The sequence below is a fragment of the Rhodothermaceae bacterium genome, assembly GCA_009838195.1.
Classification (GTDB): domain Bacteria; phylum Bacteroidota; class Rhodothermia; order Rhodothermales; family Bin80; genus Bin80.
The window spans coordinates 214,219-236,354 of the sequence record VXSC01000047.1; the positions used below are offsets into that span (position 1 = coordinate 214,219).

Annotated in this window: 21 protein-coding genes, 1 tRNA gene and 1 pseudogene (1 of these 23 running past the window's edge); 6 read left to right on the top strand and 17 right to left on the bottom strand. The window is 50.1% G+C overall.

The window, feature by feature from the left end; all coding sequences use genetic code 11:
* The 5 genes and pseudogenes from F4Y64_11300 to F4Y64_11320 all read right to left on the bottom strand — a co-directional run.
* Nucleotides 1-555: pseudogene (locus F4Y64_11300) on the bottom strand (hypothetical protein) (it extends 27 nt beyond the left edge of the window).
* A gap of 63 nt (nt 556-618) precedes the next feature.
* The gene (locus tag F4Y64_11305; protein MXX98184.1) at nt 619-1,221 is read right to left on the bottom strand and encodes a hypothetical protein; all 603 of its coding nucleotides are present in this window, start codon (nt 1,219-1,221) and stop codon (nt 619-621) included.
* 831 nt (nt 1,222-2,052) lie between these two features.
* On the bottom strand, nt 2,053-2,931 hold the full coding sequence (locus F4Y64_11310) for an HAD hydrolase-like protein (protein MXX98185.1): 879 nt from the start codon (nt 2,929-2,931) through the stop codon (nt 2,053-2,055).
* A gap of 26 nt (nt 2,932-2,957) precedes the next feature.
* Nucleotides 2,958-3,887, bottom strand: coding sequence for a sugar phosphate isomerase/epimerase (locus F4Y64_11315; GenBank protein MXX98186.1), 930 nt, complete (start codon nt 3,885-3,887; stop codon nt 2,958-2,960).
* Between the two features lie 71 nt (nt 3,888-3,958).
* Nucleotides 3,959-4,864 (bottom strand): shikimate dehydrogenase, encoded by a 906-nt coding sequence (locus F4Y64_11320; GenBank protein ID MXX98187.1) that lies wholly within the window; start codon nt 4,862-4,864, stop codon nt 3,959-3,961.
* A gap of 61 nt (nt 4,865-4,925) precedes the next feature.
* On the opposite strand from F4Y64_11320, the gene F4Y64_11325 reads away from it, so the two are divergent.
* The gene (locus F4Y64_11325) at nt 4,926-6,656 is read left to right on the top strand and encodes a sulfatase-like hydrolase/transferase (GenBank protein ID MXX98188.1); all 1,731 of its coding nucleotides are present in this window, start codon (nt 4,926-4,928) and stop codon (nt 6,654-6,656) included.
* Between the two features lie 287 nt (nt 6,657-6,943).
* On the opposite strand, the gene F4Y64_11330 is transcribed toward F4Y64_11325, so the two are convergent.
* The 8 genes from F4Y64_11330 to F4Y64_11365 form a co-directional block, all read right to left on the bottom strand.
* Nucleotides 6,944-7,318, bottom strand: coding sequence for a hypothetical protein (locus tag F4Y64_11330; GenBank protein MXX98189.1), 375 nt, complete (start codon nt 7,316-7,318; stop codon nt 6,944-6,946).
* A 63-nt stretch (nt 7,319-7,381) separates the two neighbouring features.
* Nucleotides 7,382-7,636 carry a hypothetical protein gene (locus F4Y64_11335; protein MXX98190.1) on the bottom strand — a complete coding sequence of 85 codons (255 nt, stop codon included), beginning with the start codon at nt 7,634-7,636 and terminating at the stop codon, nt 7,382-7,384.
* A gap of 560 nt (nt 7,637-8,196) precedes the next feature.
* Entirely contained in the window at nt 8,197-8,547 is a 351-nt protein-coding gene (locus F4Y64_11340; GenBank protein ID MXX98191.1) for a hypothetical protein, read from the bottom strand.
* 306 nt (nt 8,548-8,853) lie between these two features.
* Nucleotides 8,854-9,162 carry a hypothetical protein gene (locus tag F4Y64_11345; GenBank protein ID MXX98192.1) on the bottom strand — a complete coding sequence of 103 codons (309 nt, stop codon included), beginning with the start codon at nt 9,160-9,162 and terminating at the stop codon, nt 8,854-8,856.
* Nucleotides 9,163-9,767: 605 nt separating this feature from the next.
* Complete coding sequence (locus tag F4Y64_11350) at nt 9,768-10,280, bottom strand: auracyanin (protein MXX98193.1); 513 nt, start codon at nt 10,278-10,280, stop codon at nt 9,768-9,770.
* A gap of 261 nt (nt 10,281-10,541) precedes the next feature.
* Nucleotides 10,542-11,309, bottom strand: a complete 768-nt coding sequence (locus F4Y64_11355; GenBank protein MXX98194.1) for a polysaccharide deacetylase family protein — start codon at nt 11,307-11,309, stop codon at nt 10,542-10,544.
* 2 nt (nt 11,310-11,311) lie between these two features.
* Nucleotides 11,312-12,751: a sulfatase gene (locus F4Y64_11360; protein MXX98195.1), complete on the bottom strand. Its 1,440-nt coding sequence runs from the start codon at nt 12,749-12,751 to the stop codon at nt 11,312-11,314.
* A 232-nt stretch (nt 12,752-12,983) separates the two neighbouring features.
* Complete coding sequence (locus F4Y64_11365) at nt 12,984-14,210, bottom strand: hypothetical protein (protein MXX98196.1); 1,227 nt, start codon at nt 14,208-14,210, stop codon at nt 12,984-12,986.
* 392 nt (nt 14,211-14,602) lie between these two features.
* On the opposite strand from F4Y64_11365, the gene F4Y64_11370 reads away from it, so the two are divergent.
* The 4 genes from F4Y64_11370 (at nt 14,603) to F4Y64_11385 (ending at nt 19,461) form a co-directional block, all read left to right on the top strand.
* The gene (locus F4Y64_11370; protein MXX98197.1) at nt 14,603-16,012 is read left to right on the top strand and encodes a sulfatase; all 1,410 of its coding nucleotides are present in this window, start codon (nt 14,603-14,605) and stop codon (nt 16,010-16,012) included.
* A 123-nt stretch (nt 16,013-16,135) separates the two neighbouring features.
* A complete protein-coding gene (gene gnd, locus F4Y64_11375) occupies nt 16,136-17,596 on the top strand; it encodes a decarboxylating NADP(+)-dependent phosphogluconate dehydrogenase (GenBank protein ID MXX98198.1) in 1,461 nt (486 codons plus the stop codon).
* Nucleotides 17,586-18,542: a nucleoside hydrolase gene (locus tag F4Y64_11380; protein ID MXX98199.1), complete on the top strand. Its 957-nt coding sequence runs from the start codon at nt 17,586-17,588 to the stop codon at nt 18,540-18,542. Before gnd ends, F4Y64_11380 begins: the two co-directional genes overlap by 11 nt.
* Before the next feature lie 70 nt (nt 18,543-18,612).
* Complete coding sequence (locus F4Y64_11385; GenBank protein ID MXX98200.1) at nt 18,613-19,461, top strand: hypothetical protein; 849 nt, start codon at nt 18,613-18,615, stop codon at nt 19,459-19,461.
* Here F4Y64_11385 and F4Y64_11390 read toward each other — a convergent pair.
* A tRNA-Gln gene (locus F4Y64_11390) sits at nt 19,462-19,534 on the bottom strand. It abuts the gene before it with no gap.
* A gap of 86 nt (nt 19,535-19,620) precedes the next feature.
* On the bottom strand, nt 19,621-20,091 hold the full coding sequence (gene mreD / locus F4Y64_11395; protein MXX98201.1) for a rod shape-determining protein MreD: 471 nt from the start codon (nt 20,089-20,091) through the stop codon (nt 19,621-19,623).
* 122 nt (nt 20,092-20,213) lie between these two features.
* On the opposite strand from mreD, the gene F4Y64_11400 reads away from it, so the two are divergent.
* A complete protein-coding gene (locus F4Y64_11400; GenBank protein MXX98202.1) occupies nt 20,214-20,429 on the top strand; it encodes a DUF3098 domain-containing protein in 216 nt (71 codons plus the stop codon).
* On the opposite strand, the gene F4Y64_11405 is transcribed toward F4Y64_11400, so the two are convergent.
* Both F4Y64_11405 and F4Y64_11410 read right to left on the bottom strand, forming a co-directional pair.
* On the bottom strand, nt 20,392-21,627 hold the full coding sequence (locus tag F4Y64_11405) for a DUF1343 domain-containing protein (GenBank protein ID MXX98203.1): 1,236 nt from the start codon (nt 21,625-21,627) through the stop codon (nt 20,392-20,394). The two genes, F4Y64_11400 and F4Y64_11405, sit on opposite strands and share 38 nt — an antisense overlap.
* The gene (locus F4Y64_11410; protein ID MXX98204.1) at nt 21,624-22,055 is read right to left on the bottom strand and encodes a nucleoside-diphosphate kinase; all 432 of its coding nucleotides are present in this window, start codon (nt 22,053-22,055) and stop codon (nt 21,624-21,626) included. The genes F4Y64_11405 and F4Y64_11410 overlap by 4 nt, the downstream gene beginning before the upstream one ends.
* Nucleotides 22,056-22,136 lie beyond the last annotated feature (81 nt).

Genomic DNA, 22,136 nt, shown 5'->3' on the forward strand with positions numbered 1-22,136 from the left:
GCTTAAGCCTGCTGGCGGAGACGGATCCAGAGTGTACGTCATCGGAGGCTGTCCTAAGATTGCTTCTGGAAGCTGGATTGGAGTGAGGGGGACTCCGACAGTCAAGAATTGGGTGGCAACTGCAGACTCGAAGCGAATTAATTTCTCTGGATCAGGCATCAACATGCCACTAGCGACAACCTCCCACTCGAAAAAATCGCGGTTGTCTGCCTTGTGAACGAACACACTGTTGAATGCAGAAATAAGGCTATCGGTAGCATGATTATCGATCATGTACTGATACAGATCGTCGAAGGGGCCATAGACCGTCTGCTCCCCGCCCAAGAACGATAGAAAACCCTCTCCAAACTTTTTGAACTTCTCGCACGAATAGAGATAATTGGCCTGCTCAACTTTGTTCTCGACCATGTTATTGATAGAGTATTCGTAACGGATCCTTTGTAGGTCAATTCTGTCCTTGAGTGCATCGACAAGGTTTCGGTTGATAGCAAAGAGGGTGTGGTATTGAAGTTCTGGTGTGACTTGGCCCCACTTGTCAGGGGTCCATTCGTCCATCCTATAGCCGCCGTTTAGCAGATCCGACGCGATGTAATATCGCGAATACTGGCAGAAATTATCCTAGTCGGTAAAGCTTCCCTTGTTACAAGGTCCTCCCATGTCTATGACCCCCAAAGGTTGACCAATTGACTTCGTCCAGTGGTCCAGAAATTCGGCTGCATCGTTACCGTGCATAGACCCCGCGAATAGATTTCCACCGGGTGCTCCATGTCCACTATACATCAAATGGTGGTCCGAGTCTGGATGTTCGCTTGATAACAAAGATGCGATATCCATGAATGCAGACTTCAAGAATTCGCTTCTCTCAGAAGGGTAACCCAATTCCGGCAATCCAGTGTACTGTCTCAGTCGAAATTGCTCACGATAGGCTATTTTCTGTTCGTCGCTAACATCGCCCGCCAATCCGTAAAGAGGATCGTATTCATTTGGAAATGCATACAAATGTACCGTAGAGATCTCTTCCCATATGGCTACCTCATAGAACTTAAGAGCATTGCTTTCCTTCCGCTCAGCAGCTGACGTCCAGCCGCCTGTCGAAGCATAGGGCATCCAATCCGTCGTGACGCGAACAACTCGCAGTATTACATTATGACTTGTAGCCTGTCCCAAAGTGGATATGGTAGGAAAAACGAGGAGCGGAAGCAACGAGATCAGTCGTATCATAGTAACTAGAGGTGGTTTATCCCTACAATTTTTCTGTGCTTTGGGCCTACAGCACTCGCCTTCATTTATGCAAATAAAAGTGGCATCGTTTGAACCATTTCATTTTTTGTAGATCTGCCCTGTGTGTGACGGATTGGAATTCAGTAAGACTGATTGATCTGGTTCTTCACAAGAACCGATGGCCACACGGCATTCGCCTTGTGAACATTGTCCAGCCAGAAGGTCGCTATGGACAGGAACTCTGACTAAGATAGTAATATTTCAAGTACTTTTTTCGTAATTCTATTTTTTATCTGTTGCATGATGGGAAATACTTGTTATATTACTGTTCATTCATGATCGATTGCATCTTCGAGCCAGAGTATTGAAAAATCACGATCACTTTATCGGCCGGCGCATGGCGCGAGATCCGAATGCTTCTTTCAAAACAAATCGAGATGGGGCGAATAACTAAATCCGAGGGATCTACGAAAAGGCAGGCAATTGAACCTCCCCCTGCATCTTATTAGAGATGTCTTAACCAAGTACTCTGTTGTAGTGAGGCCTCGCACTCTTTCAGTATGCCTCGCAGTTCCTCATCAGTCCGCTGTGGGGACCCAATTTTCTGGCTATTGAGGTCCCTGTTTGTACCCTACCAACCTGCTGTTAGCTTGAAAATATCAGCCGCTCATGGCCTCAGCTCTGGTAGCCGAGGCTTCTTCATATAAACTTGCTCGGTATCTGAGAGAGCAATTTCGATCAGGCCCTACATAGGTCTTTTCAAGGACTGATTATCTGACCCAGGATCAACAATCCGAAGGGATGAAGACGCTTTTGAGGATTCACCCCACGCTATGCCTTCCGTTCCCAAGGTGGGTGTTCTGGAAGCCTTTCCCTCAGCTCACTGATCAGTCCTTGTTCGTAAGAGCCTTGATACTCGCAGGCAAAGAACCGGTCGAGTGCTTCATGCTGAAGCCGCTCCCAAGAAGATTCTTCCTCGCCCGGCAGGACTGGATAAAAGCATGCTTCCACACTCTTCGCAGCCCGATAGTCACTGAATGCATCCCCAATCATAAGCATATGATCAGAAGCGTACTGACTGCCTGCTAAGGTAGATAGCTGATGGGATTTGGAGCCCATCTCCTGGCCTGCAATCACCTGTACATACTCTGACAGCCCATGCTCGCCCCATTCCCGGTGCAGAGCATCTACTGGCGTGCTGGAAGCAACCATCATATCCGCCTGGTTCGTGGCTTTTGAAAGCACGTCATGCACATAAGGGAATGGTGGAACCCCATGCACCATCTCCGTCACTGCCTGATTGACTGCTTCACTCCAAGCTAATGCATCCACCAGCGCAGGAATCCGCTCGGCAGCATCGGCGAGTGCGGGGTTCCCCAATTTTGGTTTTGTATGTATCCAGTCCCTGAGTTCTTCCAGAACCGGAATAGTCACCCCGCGACGGAGAACTTCTGGACGCGTACGCAACTGGTCAATGACCCGCACCAGTGCAGGAAAGCGGTTCATGCCCCGGTCAACAGAATACAGATTCACAAACTCCCACGAATCCCTGACAAATTTGCTGACTGCCTGCAAACCATAGTGACGAATCGTAACCGGGCAGAAGCACTCCTTATGTTTCACCTCCATTGTGTCAAAGACACAACCATCCGAGTCAATCGCAATCAAGAAATCCTTGCTCTTTTCCAATGACGCAAACGGGGCTCCCATCTGGATGACCTCAATCAGGTTGGATCCTATAACGATTCTTGAGCAGGGACAAACTGTCGCAAATAGGTCACACTTTGTCTCAAAGCGGCGATCCGCGATTCCAGAGATCCCTCATAGGCTCGATCTTCAACTTCAACGCAGACGGCTCCATTGTATCCTGCATCCGTGAGAAAGGAGAAAAACTTCCCCCAATCTACATCTCCCAACCCAGGCAATTTGGGAGTGTGGAAAGAATTCGGTACGGACAGTATCCCAACTTCGTTGAGACGATTCTGGTCAAGCCGAACATCTTTGGCATGAATATGAAAGAGACGATCAGCAAACGTGCGGATCGGCTCGAACGCATCCATCTGCTGCCATATCATGTGAGACGGATCGTAATTGAGCCCGATGGCGCTGCTGTCCAGATCATTAAAGAGCCGACGCCAGATTGCAGGCGAGTAGGCGATATTTTTGCCTGAGGGCCATTCATCATTAGTGAAATACATCGGGCAGTTTTCGATCCCAATGCGAATCTGCCGCTCTTCTGCATAGGTGACAAGTGGCTTCCACACTTCCATGACCTGGGGCCAATTATCCTCAACAGAGCGATGCCAATCACGCCCGATAAATGTATTGACCGTGTCCAGCTTAAGCAGTACGGCCGCATCTATCAAATGTCGGATCTGTGAGATCGAAACTTTCGCCTCCTCCGGATCAGGAGACAGTGGGTTTGGATAATAGCCCAGAGCGCTGATTGCGACACCAGATTCAGAACTCAAAGTTTGAAGCGTTTGTGCTTCCTTTCGACCCAGCGACTGAACATCTACGTGCGTAACACCCGCATAGCGCCGCGTCGCCTTCCCTTTTGGCCAACACATTAACTCAACGCAATCATAGGACAGCTCTGAGGCAAGAGAAAAAACTTCTTCGACCGATAATTCAGGCACAATCGCACTAACAAATCCGAGATGCATAGTCTACGCAGGTAAATGACTCCCGAAAGGTAAGGAAATAGAGATTATCACCGCGTCTTTCATCGATTCCCTCAGTCTCTCTTTGTAACCGCACAAAAATCTTTAAACCGACCCTGTGTGATCGGAATATTGAATACAAGTCCTATTACACTTGACCAGCCGCGCAAAAAATAATACCAGCCATCCTCCACAATCAATGACTTTGCCTGCGACTGCTTCCTCGCCTGGTGAAGAAAGGGACGCTCCCCTCGATAATTGAGCTCCCACACGACTCCATCAACGGGAAAACGAACAGCATCTGTGACGGGAGACCCCGGCACATCTTTCCCCATTCCCGTCGCATTGATCACCATCGAGCCTGACGGAAGCTTAGAGACAAGCTGATCGCACACCTGCGGCTGGCTTGAGTGAATAAATTCTACGGTGATTTTCCCTGAATCAAGCTGCCCGGCAATCCGGGCACAGTGATCAAGATTGTCTGTACGCTTTTCCACCACCTGAACAAAGGAAGGGGCATTCACTGCCTGTTGCAGCACATGTACCAAAAGAGCCACACATGCCCCTCCTCCTCCAAGTACTAAAATTCCCGCTCTTTCATTGAGGCTCCACCAATTTGGGGGCAGGAAATCTGCCATGGCCAACCCACAATTTTCAGGATCCACCGCATCTCCCCACAACTCTCCCTCGCGCTTGTACAGTGCTGAGACCTCCCCGGTCAGCTCAGAGGCAGGCGTATATCGATCAATCAATTCACCCGCTGCACGTACGACGGATAGTTTATGGGACGTAACCAACGCGCCATAAACCTTAGGATCCTGCTTGAGGCGTTGAACCGCTTGACGATGAGGTTCCAGCGTCTGGTCAATGGGCAGATTTACGCCTCGCAGGTTAGCCTCCTGGATCCCAAGTGCCTGTGCCCAGACAGGAAATAGGCGCAAAGACATGGAGCCCTCTGTGTGGACTCCAAAAAATTCCATGACCCTCCTATTTTCATTTTCTGTCATTTCGATATATTGAGGTGCCCGATCCTGCTGAATTATGCAGTTCTTACGCCTTTCCCTAATTCTGTTTCTTTTTCTCGCATTTAATTCCCTTCAAAAGGATTCTCCAGACTACGACACCCTCCAATTGCCAAACCGGCCGAATATTCTGTGGATCGTGGCCGAAGACATGAGCCCCACGATCCCTGCATATGGGGATTCAACCATTCAAACTCCTAATCTTGACCGACTTTTCAATGACGGGGTGCGATATACACGCATGTTTTCTGTATCGGGGGTTTGTGCCCCTAGCCGCTTCTCTATTGCAACCGGCATTTACACGACGCGCGGAGGTGCACAGCATATGCGCACCTCTTCCCGCCCGGAGTATATGGAACAGATCGGCGTCATCCCCTACGAAGCCACCCCCGATCCACCCGTACGCATGATGAGTGAGGTGATGCGTGAAAACGGCTACTATACAACGAACAACAGTAAACAGGATTATCAATTTAAGGCACCCGTGATGGCTTGGGACGAGAATAGCCGTCAAGCTCACTGGAAGAATCGCCCCGAGAATTTGCCTTTCTTCTCGGTAATCAACATTGGCGTGACGCATGAATCCCAGATCTGGGTACGGGCAAATGATTCTCTTTTGATTCCATCTGACTTAGAGGTACCTATTCCCCCGTATCTGCCGAACACCGAATTGGTTCGTGCAGATGTGCGGCGGATGTACTCGAATATTCTGCTCCTGGATGCTCGTGTCGGAGCGATCCTAGATGAACTGGAAGCTGACGGTTTACTAGAAGAAACCATCGTCATGTTTTATTCTGATCATGGTGGACCCCTCCCCCGGCAAAAACGTCAGCTTTATGACTCAGGACTGCATGTTCCATTGGCGATCCGGTTTCCAGATCGACAACTCGCGGGGTTGACAGATGAACAGCTAATCAGCTTTGTTGATCTGGCACCTACCGTCTTTTCTTTGACTGGAGCCCCCATGCCGGATTATCTGGACGGAAAGGCATTCCTAGGCAATCAGCGTGCGGAGATGCCCAGGCAGTTTATCCATGCTGCTGCCGATCGGTTTGATGCCGAGTATGACACCAAACGGGCAGTCAGAGATCATCGGTTCAAATACATCCGAAATCTACAGCCTGATCGCGGCTATTATCTGCCCGTTACCTACCGGGAGCAGATGGCAACGATGCAAGAACTGCTCCGCTTGCGTGATGCCGGAGAGCTTGATGAATTCCAGTCTCAATGGTTTCGGAGTTCCAAACCCGAAGAAGAGCTTTTTGATACCGACGAAGACCCGCATGAGCTCTTTAACCTTGCAGACGACCCCGCCCATACGGAGCAGTTGGTCATAATGCGTACCGAATTAGACCATTGGATGAGCGATACTTCGGACCCTGGTACAATGGACGAAATGGATTTTGTCGCTTCGCAGTGGCCCGGCCACATACAACCCCAAAGCTCTGCCGTGTCTATTGAATTGACCTCCGATGGAGCGAATATCACACGTGCAACCGACGACTCGCTGCACTATAGGATCACCCTTAATACAGATCATACGGACTCTGTACAACTGCGTTTGACGACCGCGACTGAAGGGGCATCTATTGGTTATCAGACTCTAGAACCTAGTGCAACCATAGCAGATCGCTGGCTATTGTACACATCGCCGGTCACGCTTCCTCCAAATCATACCCTAAAGGCCGTCGCACATCGTATCGGATACGCTCCCAGCGGTATCGTCACGGTGGGGAATAATCTAAAGTAGTTTACAGCGAAACCCAGAATGGTCTGCCCTGCCGGACCGTGATGCTGCACGCTTCAATGGGCATATCAATCCGCTGCACAACAGGGTTGAACAGTGATCTGCTCCCATGGTCTATGGCTGGTTCGCTGTCATCTTCTTTACACTACAACCACACCCCGTAAAATTTATCGCGGTATACCACGCCAATCGTAGTATTGATTTTGCTAATACACCACTGGCAAACAAGAATAAATAATGCAACTTCCGACCCTTGAACAGTTGCCAGAATTAGAATCCAGCCTACCAATTCAGTTGCTCAGTATGAATCGTCCTCTAAACAGAGTAATGTGGAATAGTGAAATGAAATCCATACCAAGCAAGACATCATAATTAGGGGGTTGAAAAGGAAGTTGAAAAACATCCATATCCTTCCCTTGAAGATATGCACTCTGATATTGCCCTCCACCTTTAAGTTGAACATTCGTGGCAATTGGGATGTCTATTCTTACATGAAACTTAGGAACATTTATATGCTGTCCACTTGCGGGAACTATAGTTCCTGTTCCAATCTGCATTAATCCCAGAGTTTGTGGAACTTTGGGAGACAGCGATGTCAGTTGTGCGCCTGTATCTAGGAGGGCTACAAACCCTGCATTATTGTTGGGCAGATTAGAGTTTGGAATGGAAACTTAGACAGTTAGGAGTGGCTGGTTATTTTGAATTGTTGATTCAAAGGAGGGCATTGGCTATTTCTGAGGAAGACAGAGTGTAAATATGCCGAGATGCATGGGCTTCTGCCCTACCAATTCAGTTGTAAACTCACCAAGTCCAAATTTTTCACACCCCACCGCGTAGGCATCGGAACTGGTATCGTAAATTCCAACAATCTCGCCATTGTGCATCAGAACACATTTGCCAAAGTGATCCAATTCCATTTGCGCCTGCACTGCTTGGTACGCATCGCGGTTTGTTTTAGCTTCTTTGCTGATCTCAATTTCCATGTCTCAGAAAGTAGTTAGATAGAGTACATATAGATCTACATCCGTGTTTCAACGATCATGCCCTTGACCAATCAAAAGCCAGACGTTTGGCGATTGACAAAATCCAAAACACAAGCACAAGATCAATGCACCGCCCAGACTTTGGACAATGAAACAAGAATTATGTTTCGCTACGGGTATACGGGCGATTGGTTCTGATCAACGACAACGACAATGGAGCCAGATCCTATGCAGGTAGTCAACCAGGTAGGGCGGAAGCGTCATCGGTTGCCCCGTCCGGGGGTGCCCAGAGGGGTATATGAGAGTAACCGCCCATTCAACCAGGGCGGTTACTTGATCCGTCACGGATTCCGGGGGCGTGATAGCCGGCTCACGTTCCTTTGTCTCCCGTTCCCGGCGTTCCCGATCCCGTCTTTGGCGGTATTGATCCCGCTGATAGGCGTTCCGTATAGGGCCGGGTTTCAGGGGCATCGGTTATATTCATAAACAGGGTTCAAAATTGCGATCTACTACCGCGGGATACGTGACCCCGCTAGTCCCCACCGCTCACAGGATCCTGTTTACTCATCATCATCGGAGGGAAGGTATGATTCCAGGCTATCAACTTTTGCCATAGTCAGTTCCGCTACATCTAACAGCGCCGAAACATCACGACCGCGAGAAAGAAAATATTCCGCAGTCTGAGAGTTTATGTCTAATATTGTTGCATACGTTGCTAGTAGTTCCACACGGGTTGCGCTCAGTTGCATTGTACACGCCACGGCGTTAGCTTGAGCCTCCACCAGCTCCGCTTCTACTTCCAGCAATTCAAGTCGCGCTGGCCCCGGAACTCTATACAACTCAAACGAAAGCAGCACGATCACAAAAAGGCTGCACACAGCAACAATAAAGCATCCACGTTTCCAATTCATTTATTCAATCGGATTGTCTGTACATATAGGAAGATCCAGAAAACGGCCGTTTTGGGCGCGGATCAACCGCCGGGGCGAAACATAACCGGTATTACGTTGCATTGGAGGCATCCTCACATACCCTCGTTATATGATCTAGGGGACAAGAAAAGAGAGCAATAAAAGCAAGAACCCAGTCACCCCTAACAACCATCCCCAACGCACTGCAGCCTTGTTATCATAATCCCAAAATACGGCATACCCAGAAAAAGCCATCCCGCAAACCACAAAAAAAAGCCCCATTAGCACCAGACCCATATACATCTATCACCCCCCTTTTCCCGTTTCCAAATAAACCATCATAGCGGCCATTTCATCAATGAATGACTCGGTATCGGCCTTCAAATTGATCCAGATGAAGGCAGCACAGCACTCGGCCGTCACAATCAGGTGACGGTAGAACCTCGGAAGATCATAGGGCGACTCAATGGATTCAGACAACCGCTCTTGTTCGGCACAAAGCCTGTCGTGCGCCGCCCCTACTTCCTCCAGAGTCCATTCCCGGATTTGGTCGATCTTGGACTGGACAATCAACTCAATCCAGGGGGGCATTTCCGGTAGATCGTGATCACTCATGGCCGTTTGTAGTATTCCGATTTCCCCAAGATCGTGACCCGGTATTTTCCCTCCCCCGGATCGCATTCAGTAAACTCGTTTGGACACTTGCCGCCGACACAGTTCTTAAGAGCATCGGAAGCCTTATTCCAGTTGTTACAGCCCACGATCTCCCAGTTGCCCCCCTTGAGTTTCTCAACTAAATACCTTGCATTCGTCATTTTCCCCTTCGGTTCACTCATCTCACCGGATTTTGACCCCCGTTCCCTCGCCATACGTTGCGATCACTTCGTTCGTATGCACGTCACGCGGTTTCATGGTGATCAGCTGCGGCAACCCCATCCTTGATTCGGGTAATGGACGCATTCGTTGTAAATGGCGATCCAATAGATTAGCTTTTGTTTGGTATCGTATTCTGCCTGCGCCCATACGCTACGCCAGATCGAACTCCGGTTGATCTTTACGGGAGCGTACTCGTACGCAGCCCACAGTATCAGAGGATCTGACTCCATCCCAGTCTGCAAGGGCAGCAGACACATTCCAACACCAACACACGCACCAGCTTCACATGCTGATGCACTTCCGCCTTAAGCCCCTCAGGGCTTCTTCCTCAATCGTATTAGCTCTTAAGTGACCACCAAGACTCCCTGCATAAGTGCATAGTGTCCCGGATAGGTGCAAATGAAACGGTGCACTCCTGGCTCGGAGGGTGCGTTGAAAGTGACTTGAACGGTTTCCCCCGGCTGCGCCATTGGAGTAGCGGCAAGGATGGCATCATCTTCAGGGAGATAACCACCTGCCTCCCCAGCCACAATTGCGGCCATGCCAACACGATTCACATCCTCATCGTTGTTGGTCGTAAGTATGACAACGTTGTGAACCATTATCGGAAGCGTCGCAGTGTTCTCCAGGATCAATGTGACCTCGGCCCCTGCGGCAACCGTGAGGGTGTCAACTGCATATTTCATCTCCTCACCAAACGGCTGGATCGTCAATTCGATGCTTTCAGGCCCAGAAGATGCTTCTGTTGTTTCTTCTGTTTCTGAGGGTGTTGTTTCGGAGTCTGAACCGCCTCCGCCGCATGCTACAAACGTCACTGCAAAAATTAAAACCAGAAATGAATATAAGGGGGACTTCATAATACCATGTTAAGTGAATGTAAGAAGATGCGGCAAATGGTTGCGCACGCATCGTGACCGACAAATATACGACCTGGAGGCGAAGATCGGGCAACAGATGGAGACATTTTCTGTGGGTTCTCCAATTATTCAGAAACCGCTCATAATATCAACCTAACCATATAACTCCCTTCGACAAGCGTGAGTGTATCCGTTGCCGAGTACCGCTGGTTTACGATTTTTGCCGTACAGTTTAACGGGTTCCAGCTCCACCCTGGTGAATCACACGTTTGCCAATGCCCGTCCAGTAGGAATCACGAGGACATTTCCCATTGCCGTCAATTCGGAAAGAAGCTTGTCAAGATGCGAAGCGGAAAGAGGGCCCCAGCCCTCTTCATCCAACCCGTGGGCGTTGAAGATTAGCCATCCGCCGGACGAGGCCAGAAAACGATTAATCTCCTCGGCAAGAAATGCGTCAATATTCCCGGGACCGTGGCTGCTACAAATCAGCTTCTTCTGCCCGGCGTGTGGCAGCGCGTTAATCTGTGCATAGCCCGTCCGAAATGCTTTCACTTGATCGGCAAGCCATTCCTCTATAGCAGGATTTGAAGCATTGTAGGGAAAGTTGAATATAGCTTGCTCGGGGTCGAATCCATCCAATGCCTCGCTGAAATAATCCAGGCAGCGCATGATCAGGTCCTTTGCAACCTGCAGCGGCACCTCAGTCAGATTCTGGTGCTTATACCCATGAGGCATGACTTCATGGCCTCGTGCAACCAATTCGTTCCACAGTCCAAAATCACCCGCTGGAACAAGGTGGTAGTCGTTAGGCGGAACGAAGTCATCGTGGTGGGACGTGGCAATAACGTTGATACAGGCTGACAACCCATGCTTCTCAAAGATCCTCGCCGTTTCTATACTCGATTTACGGAATCCGTCGTCGAAGCTGAGCGTGATTACGTGTGTCTTCTGCCGCTTGGTGGTTGCGGCAAGAGCAGAGAGTCCCACACTCTTCAAAAAGCCCCGGCGGGTGATAGGATCTAAACTCATGGCTATTTCGCGGTTTGTTTTCGAGCCTCCATTAATTGTTTCAGTCGAGCCAAAGTGTCTGCATAGATGGGATCGCCAACCAGATTGTCTATCTCCATCGGGTCCACTTCGTAATCGTAAAGTTCGGCACCTTCATTTCCACCATCCCATTCGGTGTACCGGAATCGTTCCGTACGAATCGAATATCCCATCACGTTCCGATTGCCCATTTCAGGATGCATCCACGCGGCCCTGCTCCAGCCAACCGTAAGGGCGGCAGCTCTGCCTGGGCGGTTCGTGTCCTCCAGAATAGGCCGAAGACTTAACCCATTGAGGTGTTCAGGTGTTGGCAGGCCAGCCAAATCTGCAAGTGTGGGATACAAATCCACGAGCTCTACTAGCGCTTCCGTACCACAGCCTTTTCGCAGCCCCTCCGGCGCAACAACAATCAATGGGACACGAACGGATCCCTCGAACAAATCGCCCTTCTGCCAAAGCCCATGATGTCCCAGATGATATCCGTGATCAGAGACGAACACAACAATGGTATTGTCGTCCAGATCCAGTCGCTCCAGCGCATCCAGGAGGAGACCTACCTGTGCATCCATAAACGATACGGAAGCATAGTAGGCCTGAATAATTTCGCGACGCTTTTCCATGGTCAGATCGCGCTGCTTTGGTCGATCGGCCAAAGCAGCAATTGGGATATCATCTCGATCACCTGGCTGCTCAAGAACGGGATCGATCTGATCTATCGGATACAATTCAAAGTAGGGGGATGTAGCTACAAACGGCGTGTGCGGGCGATAGAATCCGACTGCAAGGAACAGGGGCGTACCCGTCTGGGATGGGTGTTGCTCTTCCATGATCCGAATAGCTGCAGCCGCACCCAATTCATCCGTATGGAGACCATCTTCCGGGTCCATACTCAGCCAGCTTAGCGTCCCGCCAAACTGGTTTGGAACGATAGTATGTATGCGATCGTGAACCTCGCGATCGATTCCACGTGGATTTACGATTTCGGACCACGACGCGGGATCATCCATACCGTCCGTACCGATTTGGCCTGGGACACCATAGTGGAAGATTTTTCCTACGCGGGCTGTGTGGTACCCGTGCTCCTTAAACCACTGGGGAAGCGTGGGAATATCGGGAATGTATTTGCGTAAACTATCCTGATTAGTCAGTATGCCGGTTTGTTCTGGATAGAGTCCGGTTAGAAAGCTGGATCGACTGGGGCTACAGACGGGATACTGGCAGTATGCCCGATCGAATCTCACGCCACGAGCAGCCAAGCGGTCAATATGTGGGCTGCTGACTAGACCGTGGCCATATGTACCGAGATCCGTGTTCAGGTCGTCAACGGCAATGAAGAGGATATTTGGTGGATCCGACTCCTGCGTACAGGACGCAACGGACAGCCCAAAAACAAGCATGACTATCGGGAAAAACAAACCGGACATGTAGCAATAGCAATCTCGGGGCTTGCAACTCATATCCGTAATCGAAATTGGGGCATATTCGGCAATTGGTAGACGGATAGAGGACGAGCATTTGGTATGCAAGCATATCTCCAACCGGGATGAAGTGAAGATAGGAAATTATGGACTTGACGGAGGAGTTTATCTGGATGCTTCACCACTCCGCTGAAACCGGAGATTTCCTGCCGGATATGGACGCTTTAGGAATTGCCCGTCACTCGCTACAGGGTGGTCTCTGTAGAAAGAGACTCTGTGTCCGCTCGGACTCTTCGCCTGTCTCATTATCCCGCACAACCAGGGTTAGCATGTATAGCCCCTCTTTCTGGTCACTAATATCGAGTATCTGGTAGAGCAATTCCTCCGACTGTGAACCGCTTTCCTTGTAGCTCACAGATACGCCCTTCCTGTGCCTGTTCCGCCTGAATATGCCTTTGACTGCCCGCCGGAGTCCGCGATCAGTGTTCACGGGCTCCAATGTGACTTCTACATCAAAATTGGTTTTTCCCCGACCATCCAGGGCTAACCCATAGATTTCGAAATACAGATAGACTGGCCATTCCGTCAAGAATACATTTCGCGGTGCAGGCAGAATAGAGTGATCTTTACGGAGAATCTCATTTGCAGTCGGGGAGACATCATTTTCCACCTGTTCGACCGAATAAGCAAGCATGATATCGCTTAATGTGACGCCATTCTGATTATAATCCGGCAGCATAACCTCCTGATACTGAAACTCTACGGTCTTTTCGCCTGTGGTCTGAACAACCACGAGTTCATGCATGCCTGGCGACACCTCCATCTCCTGTGTGTCTACCCACAGATGCTGATCGGGAAATGCCACCACCTGACTGGCGACTAAATGATTGACATCTCGGGTACGCTCAACGGAAGCCTCTCCTTTATCATCCTTGAGTAACGTCCTGAAATTCGCGTCTACCTTTATTGTATCACCCGAGAAATCATAGATGGATTCCAGAGGAATCCCATAATTCACAATCAGATCCGTTTCCCGTCCATCTCCCTTGAATGAGTTGACCAACAATGACAGCTCGGTCTCGCGAGCAGATTTCTCCCTATTCCAACGACGACCCCAAGGCCCTGCGATTAAAGAATCTTGGTATATCCGAATCTCGTGACTTGCTTTACGCGTGCTGCACGACTCTATGATCCTATCTGACCAAATCTCGTACGTTACATCATTGACAATGACCCGCATCGGGAAAGAACCGTGCGAGACGCCTACGCTGAAGGCATGCGTTGACAGAAGGGAATCAGCGATCACGTACAAATCTTCGGGGATATTACTGGAATCAATTATAACTCCATTCACACTCCATCCTTCTGCATTACCTGCAAAGCGAATTTGCGCTGAAACTTCTGCAGTCCAAAATAACGCGAACAGTACTGTGGCTAAAACACATATGAATGTGATGCCCTTCATCGTGGATGAGTAGTCTTGGTTACGGAAGGTATGTAATGATGTTGAGGTTCCAACATGTGAACACGATCTTCTGATCGCAGGCTGTCCCATGACTTGGGGTTAGTCCGCTGGTGAACGAAATTGTTATGTGTGCAAAATTTCGATACGGTACCGTATATGGCATTGTTTCACCCACTCTATCTGGATTCGGCGACTCATCTGGAGTTACAACCAACTCTCGAACCTACCAGCAAGAAACCGTTCGAAATTAACGAGTGACAGTTTGAGGCATGGTTCCTATAAGTAGGCTCAAGTTTCTAAGAATTCAATGGTCAGCAGATTTCTACCCGCGCCTTCAGGTTAATTCCTTTGCGTTGATTAGAGTGGTATCTTTCGGCTAAATGACGCCTATTATGCAAAAATACTCTTGTCTGTTCTTGCTCCTTCTGGCCACCTGCACGTACGAGCCGCCAACCCCACCCAATGTAATCATCATGTTCGTTGATGATCTGGGATATAGTGACATTGGTGTCTATGGGTCACCTGACTATGCGACTCCCAATCTTGACCTAATGGCAGCAGAGGGAGTCCATTTTACAGATTTCTATGTGAGTCAAGCCGTCTGCTCCGCTTCCCGTGCCTCGCTTCTGACTGGCAGCTATGCAAACCGAATCGGGATCCACGGTGCGCTGGGCCCAGGGAATTCACACGGGATTCATGAAGATGAAGTGACTTTGGGCGAACTCTTCAAGACACAGGGCTACGCCACGGCAACGTACGGGAAATGGCACCTTGGCCATCATCCCCAATTCTTGCCAATGGAACATGGATTTGATGACTATTACGGTATCCCCTACTCAAACGATATGTGGCCGTTTCATCCCGAGACCCCAGATAGCTGGGGGGATTTACCGACCATTGAAGGAGACTCAATCGTGGGATTCAATACGGACCAATCCCGCTTTACGACAGATTTTACACTGCGCAGCACGGAATTTATCCGAACTCAGGCATCTGCCGAGCGTCCCTTCTTCCTTTACATCGCTCACCCAATGCCGCATGTCCCCCTCTTTGTTTCCGAAGAGCGTCTAGGTGCTAGCGGTGCAAGCCTGTATGGGGATGTCATCCATGAGATCGATTGGTCAATGGGGCAGATCATACAAACCTTAAAGGACTTGGAGATTGATGACCATACTCTGGTCCTGTTTGCGAGTGACAACGGCCCATGGCTTAGCTATGGCAATCACGCCGGCGATGCCAGTCCTCTGCGCGAAGGAAAAGGAACCGCATGGGAAGGCGGCGTAAGAGTGCCCTTCATTGCCCGCTGGCCAGGGACCTTGCCCGAAGGACTAGCTGTCACCACACCTGCTATGACCATTGATTTGTTTCCGACTCTGGCGCATCTTATTGATGCACCATTGCCTGAACATCCGATTGATGGACAAAATATCTGGCCGCTCCTGAACGGTGAAACCACCGTATCTCCTCAAAAAGCCTACTTCTTCTGGTATCATCAAAATGAACTGCACGCTGTGCGCAGCGATCGCTGGAAGCTGTATTTTCCTCATCGATATCGAACGATGATTGGACAAGCACCCGGTGCAGATGGGATTCCAGGTCGATATACACACCTGAATTCCGGACTGGAACTCTATGACCTTGTTACAGATGTACAAGAGACACAGGATGTATCTGAAAACCATCCAGAGGTGGTTGAGCAACTCAGTGTGCTGGCAGACAGCATGCGGGAAGTGCTCGGAGATCGGCTGCACAATGTGGAGGGAACTCAGATACGGCAACCAGGGCAAATTCAGCCGCGCTGAATCGGTCGCCACGATGATCACAGGAGGGCTTCGTGCGTCCAATGCGTTTTATTGGATCTCCGTGGTCTACACACAAAATTCATCTTTCTTATATAATCCGAAACAATAGGACTCCAGGAACTCATGAAGCACGAAACAGGAGCTGATATTGGCGTGATTGGTCTGGCCGTCATGGGGCAGAATCTGGTCTTAAATATGCATGATCATGGGTTTTCTGTGACGGTGTACAACCGTACGGTATCGACAATGAAAGACTTCATTGCCGGACCTGCCGCTGGCACGTCTATTCAAGGAGTCGACTCACTTCAGGAACTCGTCGCCACGCTCAAGCGACCGCGGCGGATTCTGCTGATGGTCAAGGCAGGGACCGTCGTTGATCAAACGATTGCCAGCCTGCTACCGCTCCTGGATGCTGGCGATATTCTGATTGACGGCGGAAATTCAAATTATCACGATACAATTCGACGCACAAATGAAGTCGAGGCACAGGGTATGTTATTCATTGGAACCGGAGTTTCCGGTGGGGAGGAAGGAGCTCGAACCGGTCCGAGTATCATGCCCGGTGGTAGCACGGAGGCATGGCCGCATGTAAAGCCTATTTTTCAGCGCATCGCTGCCGAAGTGGATGGTTCTCCATGTTGTGAATGGATTGGCCCAGATGGAGCTGGACACTTTGTCAAGATGGTCCATAATGGGATTGAATATGGTGACATGCAAATTATTGCGGAGTCCTATCATCTCATGAAAGAACTCTTTGGGTTCTCGAACCTTGAGATGCGGGATGTCTATGCTGAATGGAATACGGGCAAGCTGAATTCGTATCTCATTCAGATTACCCGCGACATTCTTGGGCATCAGGATGAAGAAGGGAAATTTACACTTGACACTGTCCTAGACTGCGCCGGACAAAAAGGCACAGGGAAATGGACTGTGGCAAGTGCTCTAGATCAGGGAACCCCGCTCACATTGATCGGCGAAGCCGTCTTTTCCCGGTTCCTTTCTTCTTTGAATTCTGAGCGTACTCATGCGTCGGGGATCCTCCCAGGACCCTCGCCCGCACTTGATCAAGTGGATATAAAGGGACTGGTACGTGACCTACACGATGCAGTCTATGCCGCAAAGATCATGTCCTACGCTCAAGGGTATATGCTTCTTCGTTCGGCAGCCGAAACTTACAACTGGCCTCTGGACTATGGGAGCATTGCTATGATGTGGCGAGGAGGCTGCATCATCCGTTCGGCATTCCTGGAAAAGATCAAGGAAGCGTTTGACAACCAGGCAGATTTACAAAACCTATTGATGGCCCCCTACTTCACCGAGGCACTCTCAGAAGCGCAAGGAGCGTGGCGCCGAGTCGTTGCGACCGCGGTTTCCTGTGGCGTTCCCACCCCGGCGCTCAGTAGCGCACTTGCATTTTATGACGGCTACCGACAGGCAAAGGGCCCTGCAAACCTGATTCAAGCTCAGAGGGATTACTTTGGGGCTCATACGTATGAGCGAGTTGGTGAGGTACGCGGGAAGTTTTTCCATACGAATTGGACGGGGTCTGGAGGAGCCATAACCGCAGGAACTTATGATGCCTGACCACTTGTCGAATCATATTATTGTGGATACCGATGCTGGCCCCGATGATCTTCTGGCATTAGGGTATTTGCTGGTTCATCCAACCATCCAGGTGGAAGCAATTACGATATCCTATGGTCTTGCTCATGCAGATCGTGCCGCAATCAATATTGCCCGCGTCGTCGCGGCGTTTGCCACAGGACATATCCCGGTATACATTGGTGATCCTGAACCATCGTCGGGAGATGCTGCCTTCCCCCAACGCTGGCGCAAGCTTTCAGATGATCTTCCCGGCGTACGCCTTCCAAAAGCATTCATTCCTCCCGAAGAAGAGCATGCTGTTTCATTTTTGCGGCGCAGGCTTTCACGATCTTCCCGGCCTGTCCGTGTACTGGCCCTTGGTGCCCTTACGAACCTGGCTGGTTTGACCCGAGCCACTGCTCCGGCCATCCAAGAACTCGTGATTATGGGGGGAGCGTTGGCCGTACCAGGGAATGTTAATGACTCGGAAGAATTTATTTCACCCACCGCAAAAGCGGAGTGGAATTTTTTTGTAGACCCACTGGCTGCATCAAAAGTTTTCTCCTCTGACCTGCCAATTACACTGATCCCTCTGGATGCGACGAATCAGGTACCCGTCAAAATCCCCTTCATTGATCACTTCGGTAAAATGGCCCGCTGTCCTGTAGGGCGTATGACCACAGAGGTGTTGGAGTCGGTTCGCCCCTATGCAGAACAGGGCGTCTTTTACGCCTGGGATCCATTGGCTGCCGTTTACCTCGCCCATCCCGATGTCGTGAAATTATTCCGATTCCCCGTCACGGTAAAATCTTCCGGCTCTGACGCAGGGACCTCTCGCAAATCCGATACCGGTAACCAGTACTCCGTTGCGATGGCCGCATATGGGGAGTTATTTATGCGCTATTTCGTCAAACCTTTTGAGATTACTGCTCGGGTATACAGCTAAGAACCTAAATTGAGTGCACGCGACTCGTTGTTCTGGCAAATACAAAAGCAACAATTCAAGAGACAGGCAAATGAAGCCACAAACCCTGGTCTTGACTTATGCTCGGGGAATTCGATATCCCGATGCTGCCTATCAGGCCAAAGCATTTCGTGCGCGGCTCGCCTCTCTATCTAAACTACTTTGTCTATGGGGTGTGACGGCGATCCTGCTGACAGGCTGCAGCGCTATCAGGCAAGCATTGCAAAATCAGCCCTGTATTCTCCATGCGTCCCAGCCGTACGACACCGTTCGTGTCAACCCCGCACTGCATAACATCACGCTGCATTGGAAAAATCCGGTATCCAACGAACCCTTCAAAAGTACGCAGAACGTTGTGGACTGGCTTGAGCGTACAGGTCACTCGGTAATTGCTGTCACCAATGCCGGCATTTTTGAACCAGGACTCGTACCTACTGGACTCTATGTAGAAAAGAGTCGAGAACTACGTCCCTTAAATCTTGAGGACGGATACGGGAATTTCTATCTCAAACCCAACGGAGTATTCTTTGCTGAGAATAACCGGTTCGGCATTCTCGAATCTACACGCTTTGGCGCGACAAAGCCCGAGATAGATTATGCACTTCAATCAGGCCCTCTACTTCTCCAGGATAACAGAATCCATCCCGCCTTCACTCCAGGCTCTAAAAACTGTCGCCTACGGAGCGGAATCGGAATATCTGAGGACGGTCAGGCAATCATTGCCATCACGAACGGCGCAGTCAACTTCTTTGACTTTGCGACCTGGTTTCGAGATATTGCAGGAGCAACCGACGCACTGTATCTGGACGGAGCAATCAGCATGCTTCACACAAGGGAGCACCCAGAGGTCTCATCGGAAGCTTATGCGGGATTTCTTGCAGTTACCAAAAAAGATCTGTAGTTGCCCCGCCAGGATTCGAACCTGGAACCTCCTGGTCCAGAGCCAGGCGCTCTGCCAATTGAGCTACAGGGCAATGGCTCCGTTTATTCTATGTCACTCAAATTGGTTCCGTCATTATTCCTTCCAGGTGACCCGTAGCCGGAATACGTCCACGGTCCCCTACCTGCGCCAAAAGGTCACAGCAAGAAAAGCAACAAGAGTTGTGTACAAGGTACCCCCTATGCACAACACCCAAAAAAGATATCCCCAACCAACCCCCCGCTGCATTACAACAAAGAGTGCGAGTAGGCTGTTATGCACCAATGAAATGACTAGGGTTGTCTCAACCACTCGACGTGCTGATCTGACAAAAACCTCGCTGTTAATCATATTCAGAAGACCAACCAGGAAGCCGATCACTGTCTTTACAAACATATGGATTCCCCATAAACCATAGATTGCATCCAGTGCAAAGCCCACCAGAAAACCCGCTATTGTTCCGATAGTCTGGCCATAGCGCACGGCAACCCAGAGTACAAAAAGCAATACCACATCTGGAGTAGCCCCCCACAAATCCAACCTCCCAAAGAAAAGCCACTGAAGGGCGACGGCGGCGGTTCCAATAAAGAAGAGACGTAATAAGTCACCCATCAGGCCCTGAAACTTAAATGGCGGCTACCGGTGCAACCGGAGGTGATCCACTTTTGTACATGCCTCGCTCCAAGAAATCTGCCAAATCCCATCCGAGAAGGCGTCGTGTAAAAAAGCGCTCCATGATCCTGTCGACCCACAACTACGTGCTGGTCGCCTTGGGCGTGTTGGCAATTGTCCTCGGATATGCCATCATGCGTCTGGAGAATGAGGTAGACGGCTTTCTCTCGCTCTATGTCGCTCCACTGCTGATCCTGGGGGGATACCTTGAGATCATTTATGCGATTCTCTGGCGAAACTCTACTCATACAGGTAATAGTGCTCGCTCCGCTGAATAAAATTGGTGAGTTCTTCCTGCCATGATGCTATAATCTCTTCCGGTGTCATGGACTCCAGCATGCCGGCAAGTTTTGTGGTGCCGGAGAGCCTGGCCAACCACTCGCGCCTAGTTAAAAACTCATCTGCAGCTGGTACCGCGTGGTAGTATGCATGAAAGATATGTATGCCCACCTCAACCGGCTGATAAGTCCTTCGGTCCGTGACTTTAATTCCCAAACCCTGAATGAACTGCCCATTCAACTTGGGTGCGGAGTCCATGCTGGTTAGGGGTTCCGGCGTGAATTCAACACCTTCAAAGACTACACCCGGCAGGGATTTACGGTTAAGTACTGCGGCGATCTCACTCCCATTAACTCCAACGGCTCCGACCTGAAGGAAGGGGTTTCGAGTTCCTCTACCCTCGCTCCCGGAAGTCGATTCGAAAAAGCATGTGCCCGGGTAGACCAAAGCTGTCTCAAACTGGGGAATATTCGGACTAGTGGGGACCCAGGGTCGCCCCGTATCAGGCCACTGCATATTCCGTGTCCAGCTTTGCATCGGAATGACTTCCAGTTCAAGAGAATCCAGACTAGGCAGTAAGGCCTCCCCCTTGATCATGGTGGCCAATTCACCTACGGTCAAACCATGAGCAATCGGGATAGAGAACTGACCTACAAATGATTGCACTTCCGGCTCCAGAACAAACCCCGATGCATAGGCACCAGAAAGGGGATTTGGCCGGTCCAGAATTACAAACGGGATACCAGCTTCTGCTGCAGACTGCATTGCCAACCCCATCGTAGAAATGAACGTATAGAACCGGGCTCCCACATCCTGAATATCGAAGACCAGCAAATCCAGATCGGATAACATTTCCGGCGTTGGCCTGCGAGTCTTTCCATAGAGGCTGTAAACCGGTGCACCGGTGAGCTGGTCAACTCCGTCCTGCACCGCTTCCCCATCCTCGGCCGTGCCGCGCAATCCGTGCTCAGGCCCGAAGATGGCCCCCAGCGTGACCCCTGGTGAGGCATGCACCAAATTTATGAGATGCTCGTCTCCAACCAGTGCAGTATGGTTCACAATCAATCCAACGGTATGTCCGGCGATGCGGTCAAACCCGGATTCTACCAGAATGTCTGCTCCTGTGCGCACGACGGTTTCCTGGGCAAGCACAGACCCAGCACTAAGAAAAATTGTTAGAAATACGAAACACCTCATCCAGCATCAGCAGGAATGCCCGACTCATCGAAAAAATATGCAATTTCCTTTTCTGCATTTTCCGGTGAATCCGAGCCATGGACGATATTTTCCGCCTTGCTGTCTGCAAAAAGCCTGCGGATGGTTCCCTTGTCTGCCTGCTCTGGATCCGTGGCTCCAATAAAAGCTCGAAAGCGTTCTACGGCATCTTTCTTCTCAAGCACAATCGGAACACATGGCCCGCTGGTCATGAAGTCGATCAGGTCGTTGAAAAATGGACGTTCCCGATGTACCTCATAAAATCCTTCTGCCCGGTTACGTGTCAGTTGTTGCATCTGCAGCGCACAGATCTTGAATCCTGCGATTTCGATCCGACGCAGTACTTCTCCTGTCAGACACCTACGAACACAATCGGGCTTCAGGATCGCAAGTGTGCGGTTATTTGTCATTTGATGAAATGAGTTCAGTTAAGCTAGCCAAAGGTAATCATGATGGATATTTCCATCAGACCGACTGAATACTGCTGGGAA

What these genes read in the sequence shown, in the direction of transcription:
- F4Y64_11350 (MXX98193.1), bottom strand. Translation starts at nt 10,280, where the DNA reads ATGAAGTCCCCCTTATATTCATTTCTGGTTTTAATTTTTGCAGTGACG.
- F4Y64_11380 (MXX98199.1), top strand. Translation starts at nt 17,586, where the DNA reads ATGATGCCTGACCACTTGTCGAATCATATTATTGTGGATACCGATGCT.
- mreD (MXX98201.1), bottom strand. Translation starts at nt 20,091, where the DNA reads ATGGGTGACTTATTACGTCTCTTCTTTATTGGAACCGCCGCCGTCGCC.
- F4Y64_11400 (MXX98202.1), top strand. Translation starts at nt 20,214, where the DNA reads ATGATCCTGTCGACCCACAACTACGTGCTGGTCGCCTTGGGCGTGTTG.
- F4Y64_11325 (MXX98188.1), top strand. Translation starts at nt 4,926, where the DNA reads ATGCAGTTCTTACGCCTTTCCCTAATTCTGTTTCTTTTTCTCGCATTT.
- gnd (MXX98198.1), top strand. Translation starts at nt 16,136, where the DNA reads ATGAAGCACGAAACAGGAGCTGATATTGGCGTGATTGGTCTGGCCGTC.
- F4Y64_11410 (MXX98204.1), bottom strand. Translation starts at nt 22,055, where the DNA reads ATGACAAATAACCGCACACTTGCGATCCTGAAGCCCGATTGTGTTCGT.
- F4Y64_11405 (MXX98203.1), bottom strand. Translation starts at nt 21,627, where the DNA reads ATGAGGTGTTTCGTATTTCTAACAATTTTTCTTAGTGCTGGGTCTGTG.
- F4Y64_11320 (MXX98187.1), bottom strand. Translation starts at nt 4,864, where the DNA reads ATGGAATTTTTTGGAGTCCACACAGAGGGCTCCATGTCTTTGCGCCTA.
- F4Y64_11370 (MXX98197.1), top strand. Translation starts at nt 14,603, where the DNA reads ATGCAAAAATACTCTTGTCTGTTCTTGCTCCTTCTGGCCACCTGCACG.
- F4Y64_11340 (MXX98191.1), bottom strand. Translation starts at nt 8,547, where the DNA reads ATGAATTGGAAACGTGGATGCTTTATTGTTGCTGTGTGCAGCCTTTTT.
- F4Y64_11345 (MXX98192.1), bottom strand. Translation starts at nt 9,162, where the DNA reads ATGAGTGATCACGATCTACCGGAAATGCCCCCCTGGATTGAGTTGATT.
- F4Y64_11385 (MXX98200.1), top strand. Translation starts at nt 18,613, where the DNA reads ATGAAGCCACAAACCCTGGTCTTGACTTATGCTCGGGGAATTCGATAT.
- F4Y64_11305 (MXX98184.1), bottom strand. Translation starts at nt 1,221, where the DNA reads ATGATACGACTGATCTCGTTGCTTCCGCTCCTCGTTTTTCCTACCATA.
- F4Y64_11360 (MXX98195.1), bottom strand. Translation starts at nt 12,751, where the DNA reads ATGTCCGGTTTGTTTTTCCCGATAGTCATGCTTGTTTTTGGGCTGTCC.
- F4Y64_11315 (MXX98186.1), bottom strand. Translation starts at nt 3,887, where the DNA reads ATGCATCTCGGATTTGTTAGTGCGATTGTGCCTGAATTATCGGTCGAA.
- F4Y64_11335 (MXX98190.1), bottom strand. Translation starts at nt 7,636, where the DNA reads ATGGAAATTGAGATCAGCAAAGAAGCTAAAACAAACCGCGATGCGTAC.
- F4Y64_11365 (MXX98196.1), bottom strand. Translation starts at nt 14,210, where the DNA reads ATGAAGGGCATCACATTCATATGTGTTTTAGCCACAGTACTGTTCGCG.
- F4Y64_11355 (MXX98194.1), bottom strand. Translation starts at nt 11,309, where the DNA reads ATGAGTTTAGATCCTATCACCCGCCGGGGCTTTTTGAAGAGTGTGGGA.
- F4Y64_11310 (MXX98185.1), bottom strand. Translation starts at nt 2,931, where the DNA reads ATGGGAGCCCCGTTTGCGTCATTGGAAAAGAGCAAGGATTTCTTGATT.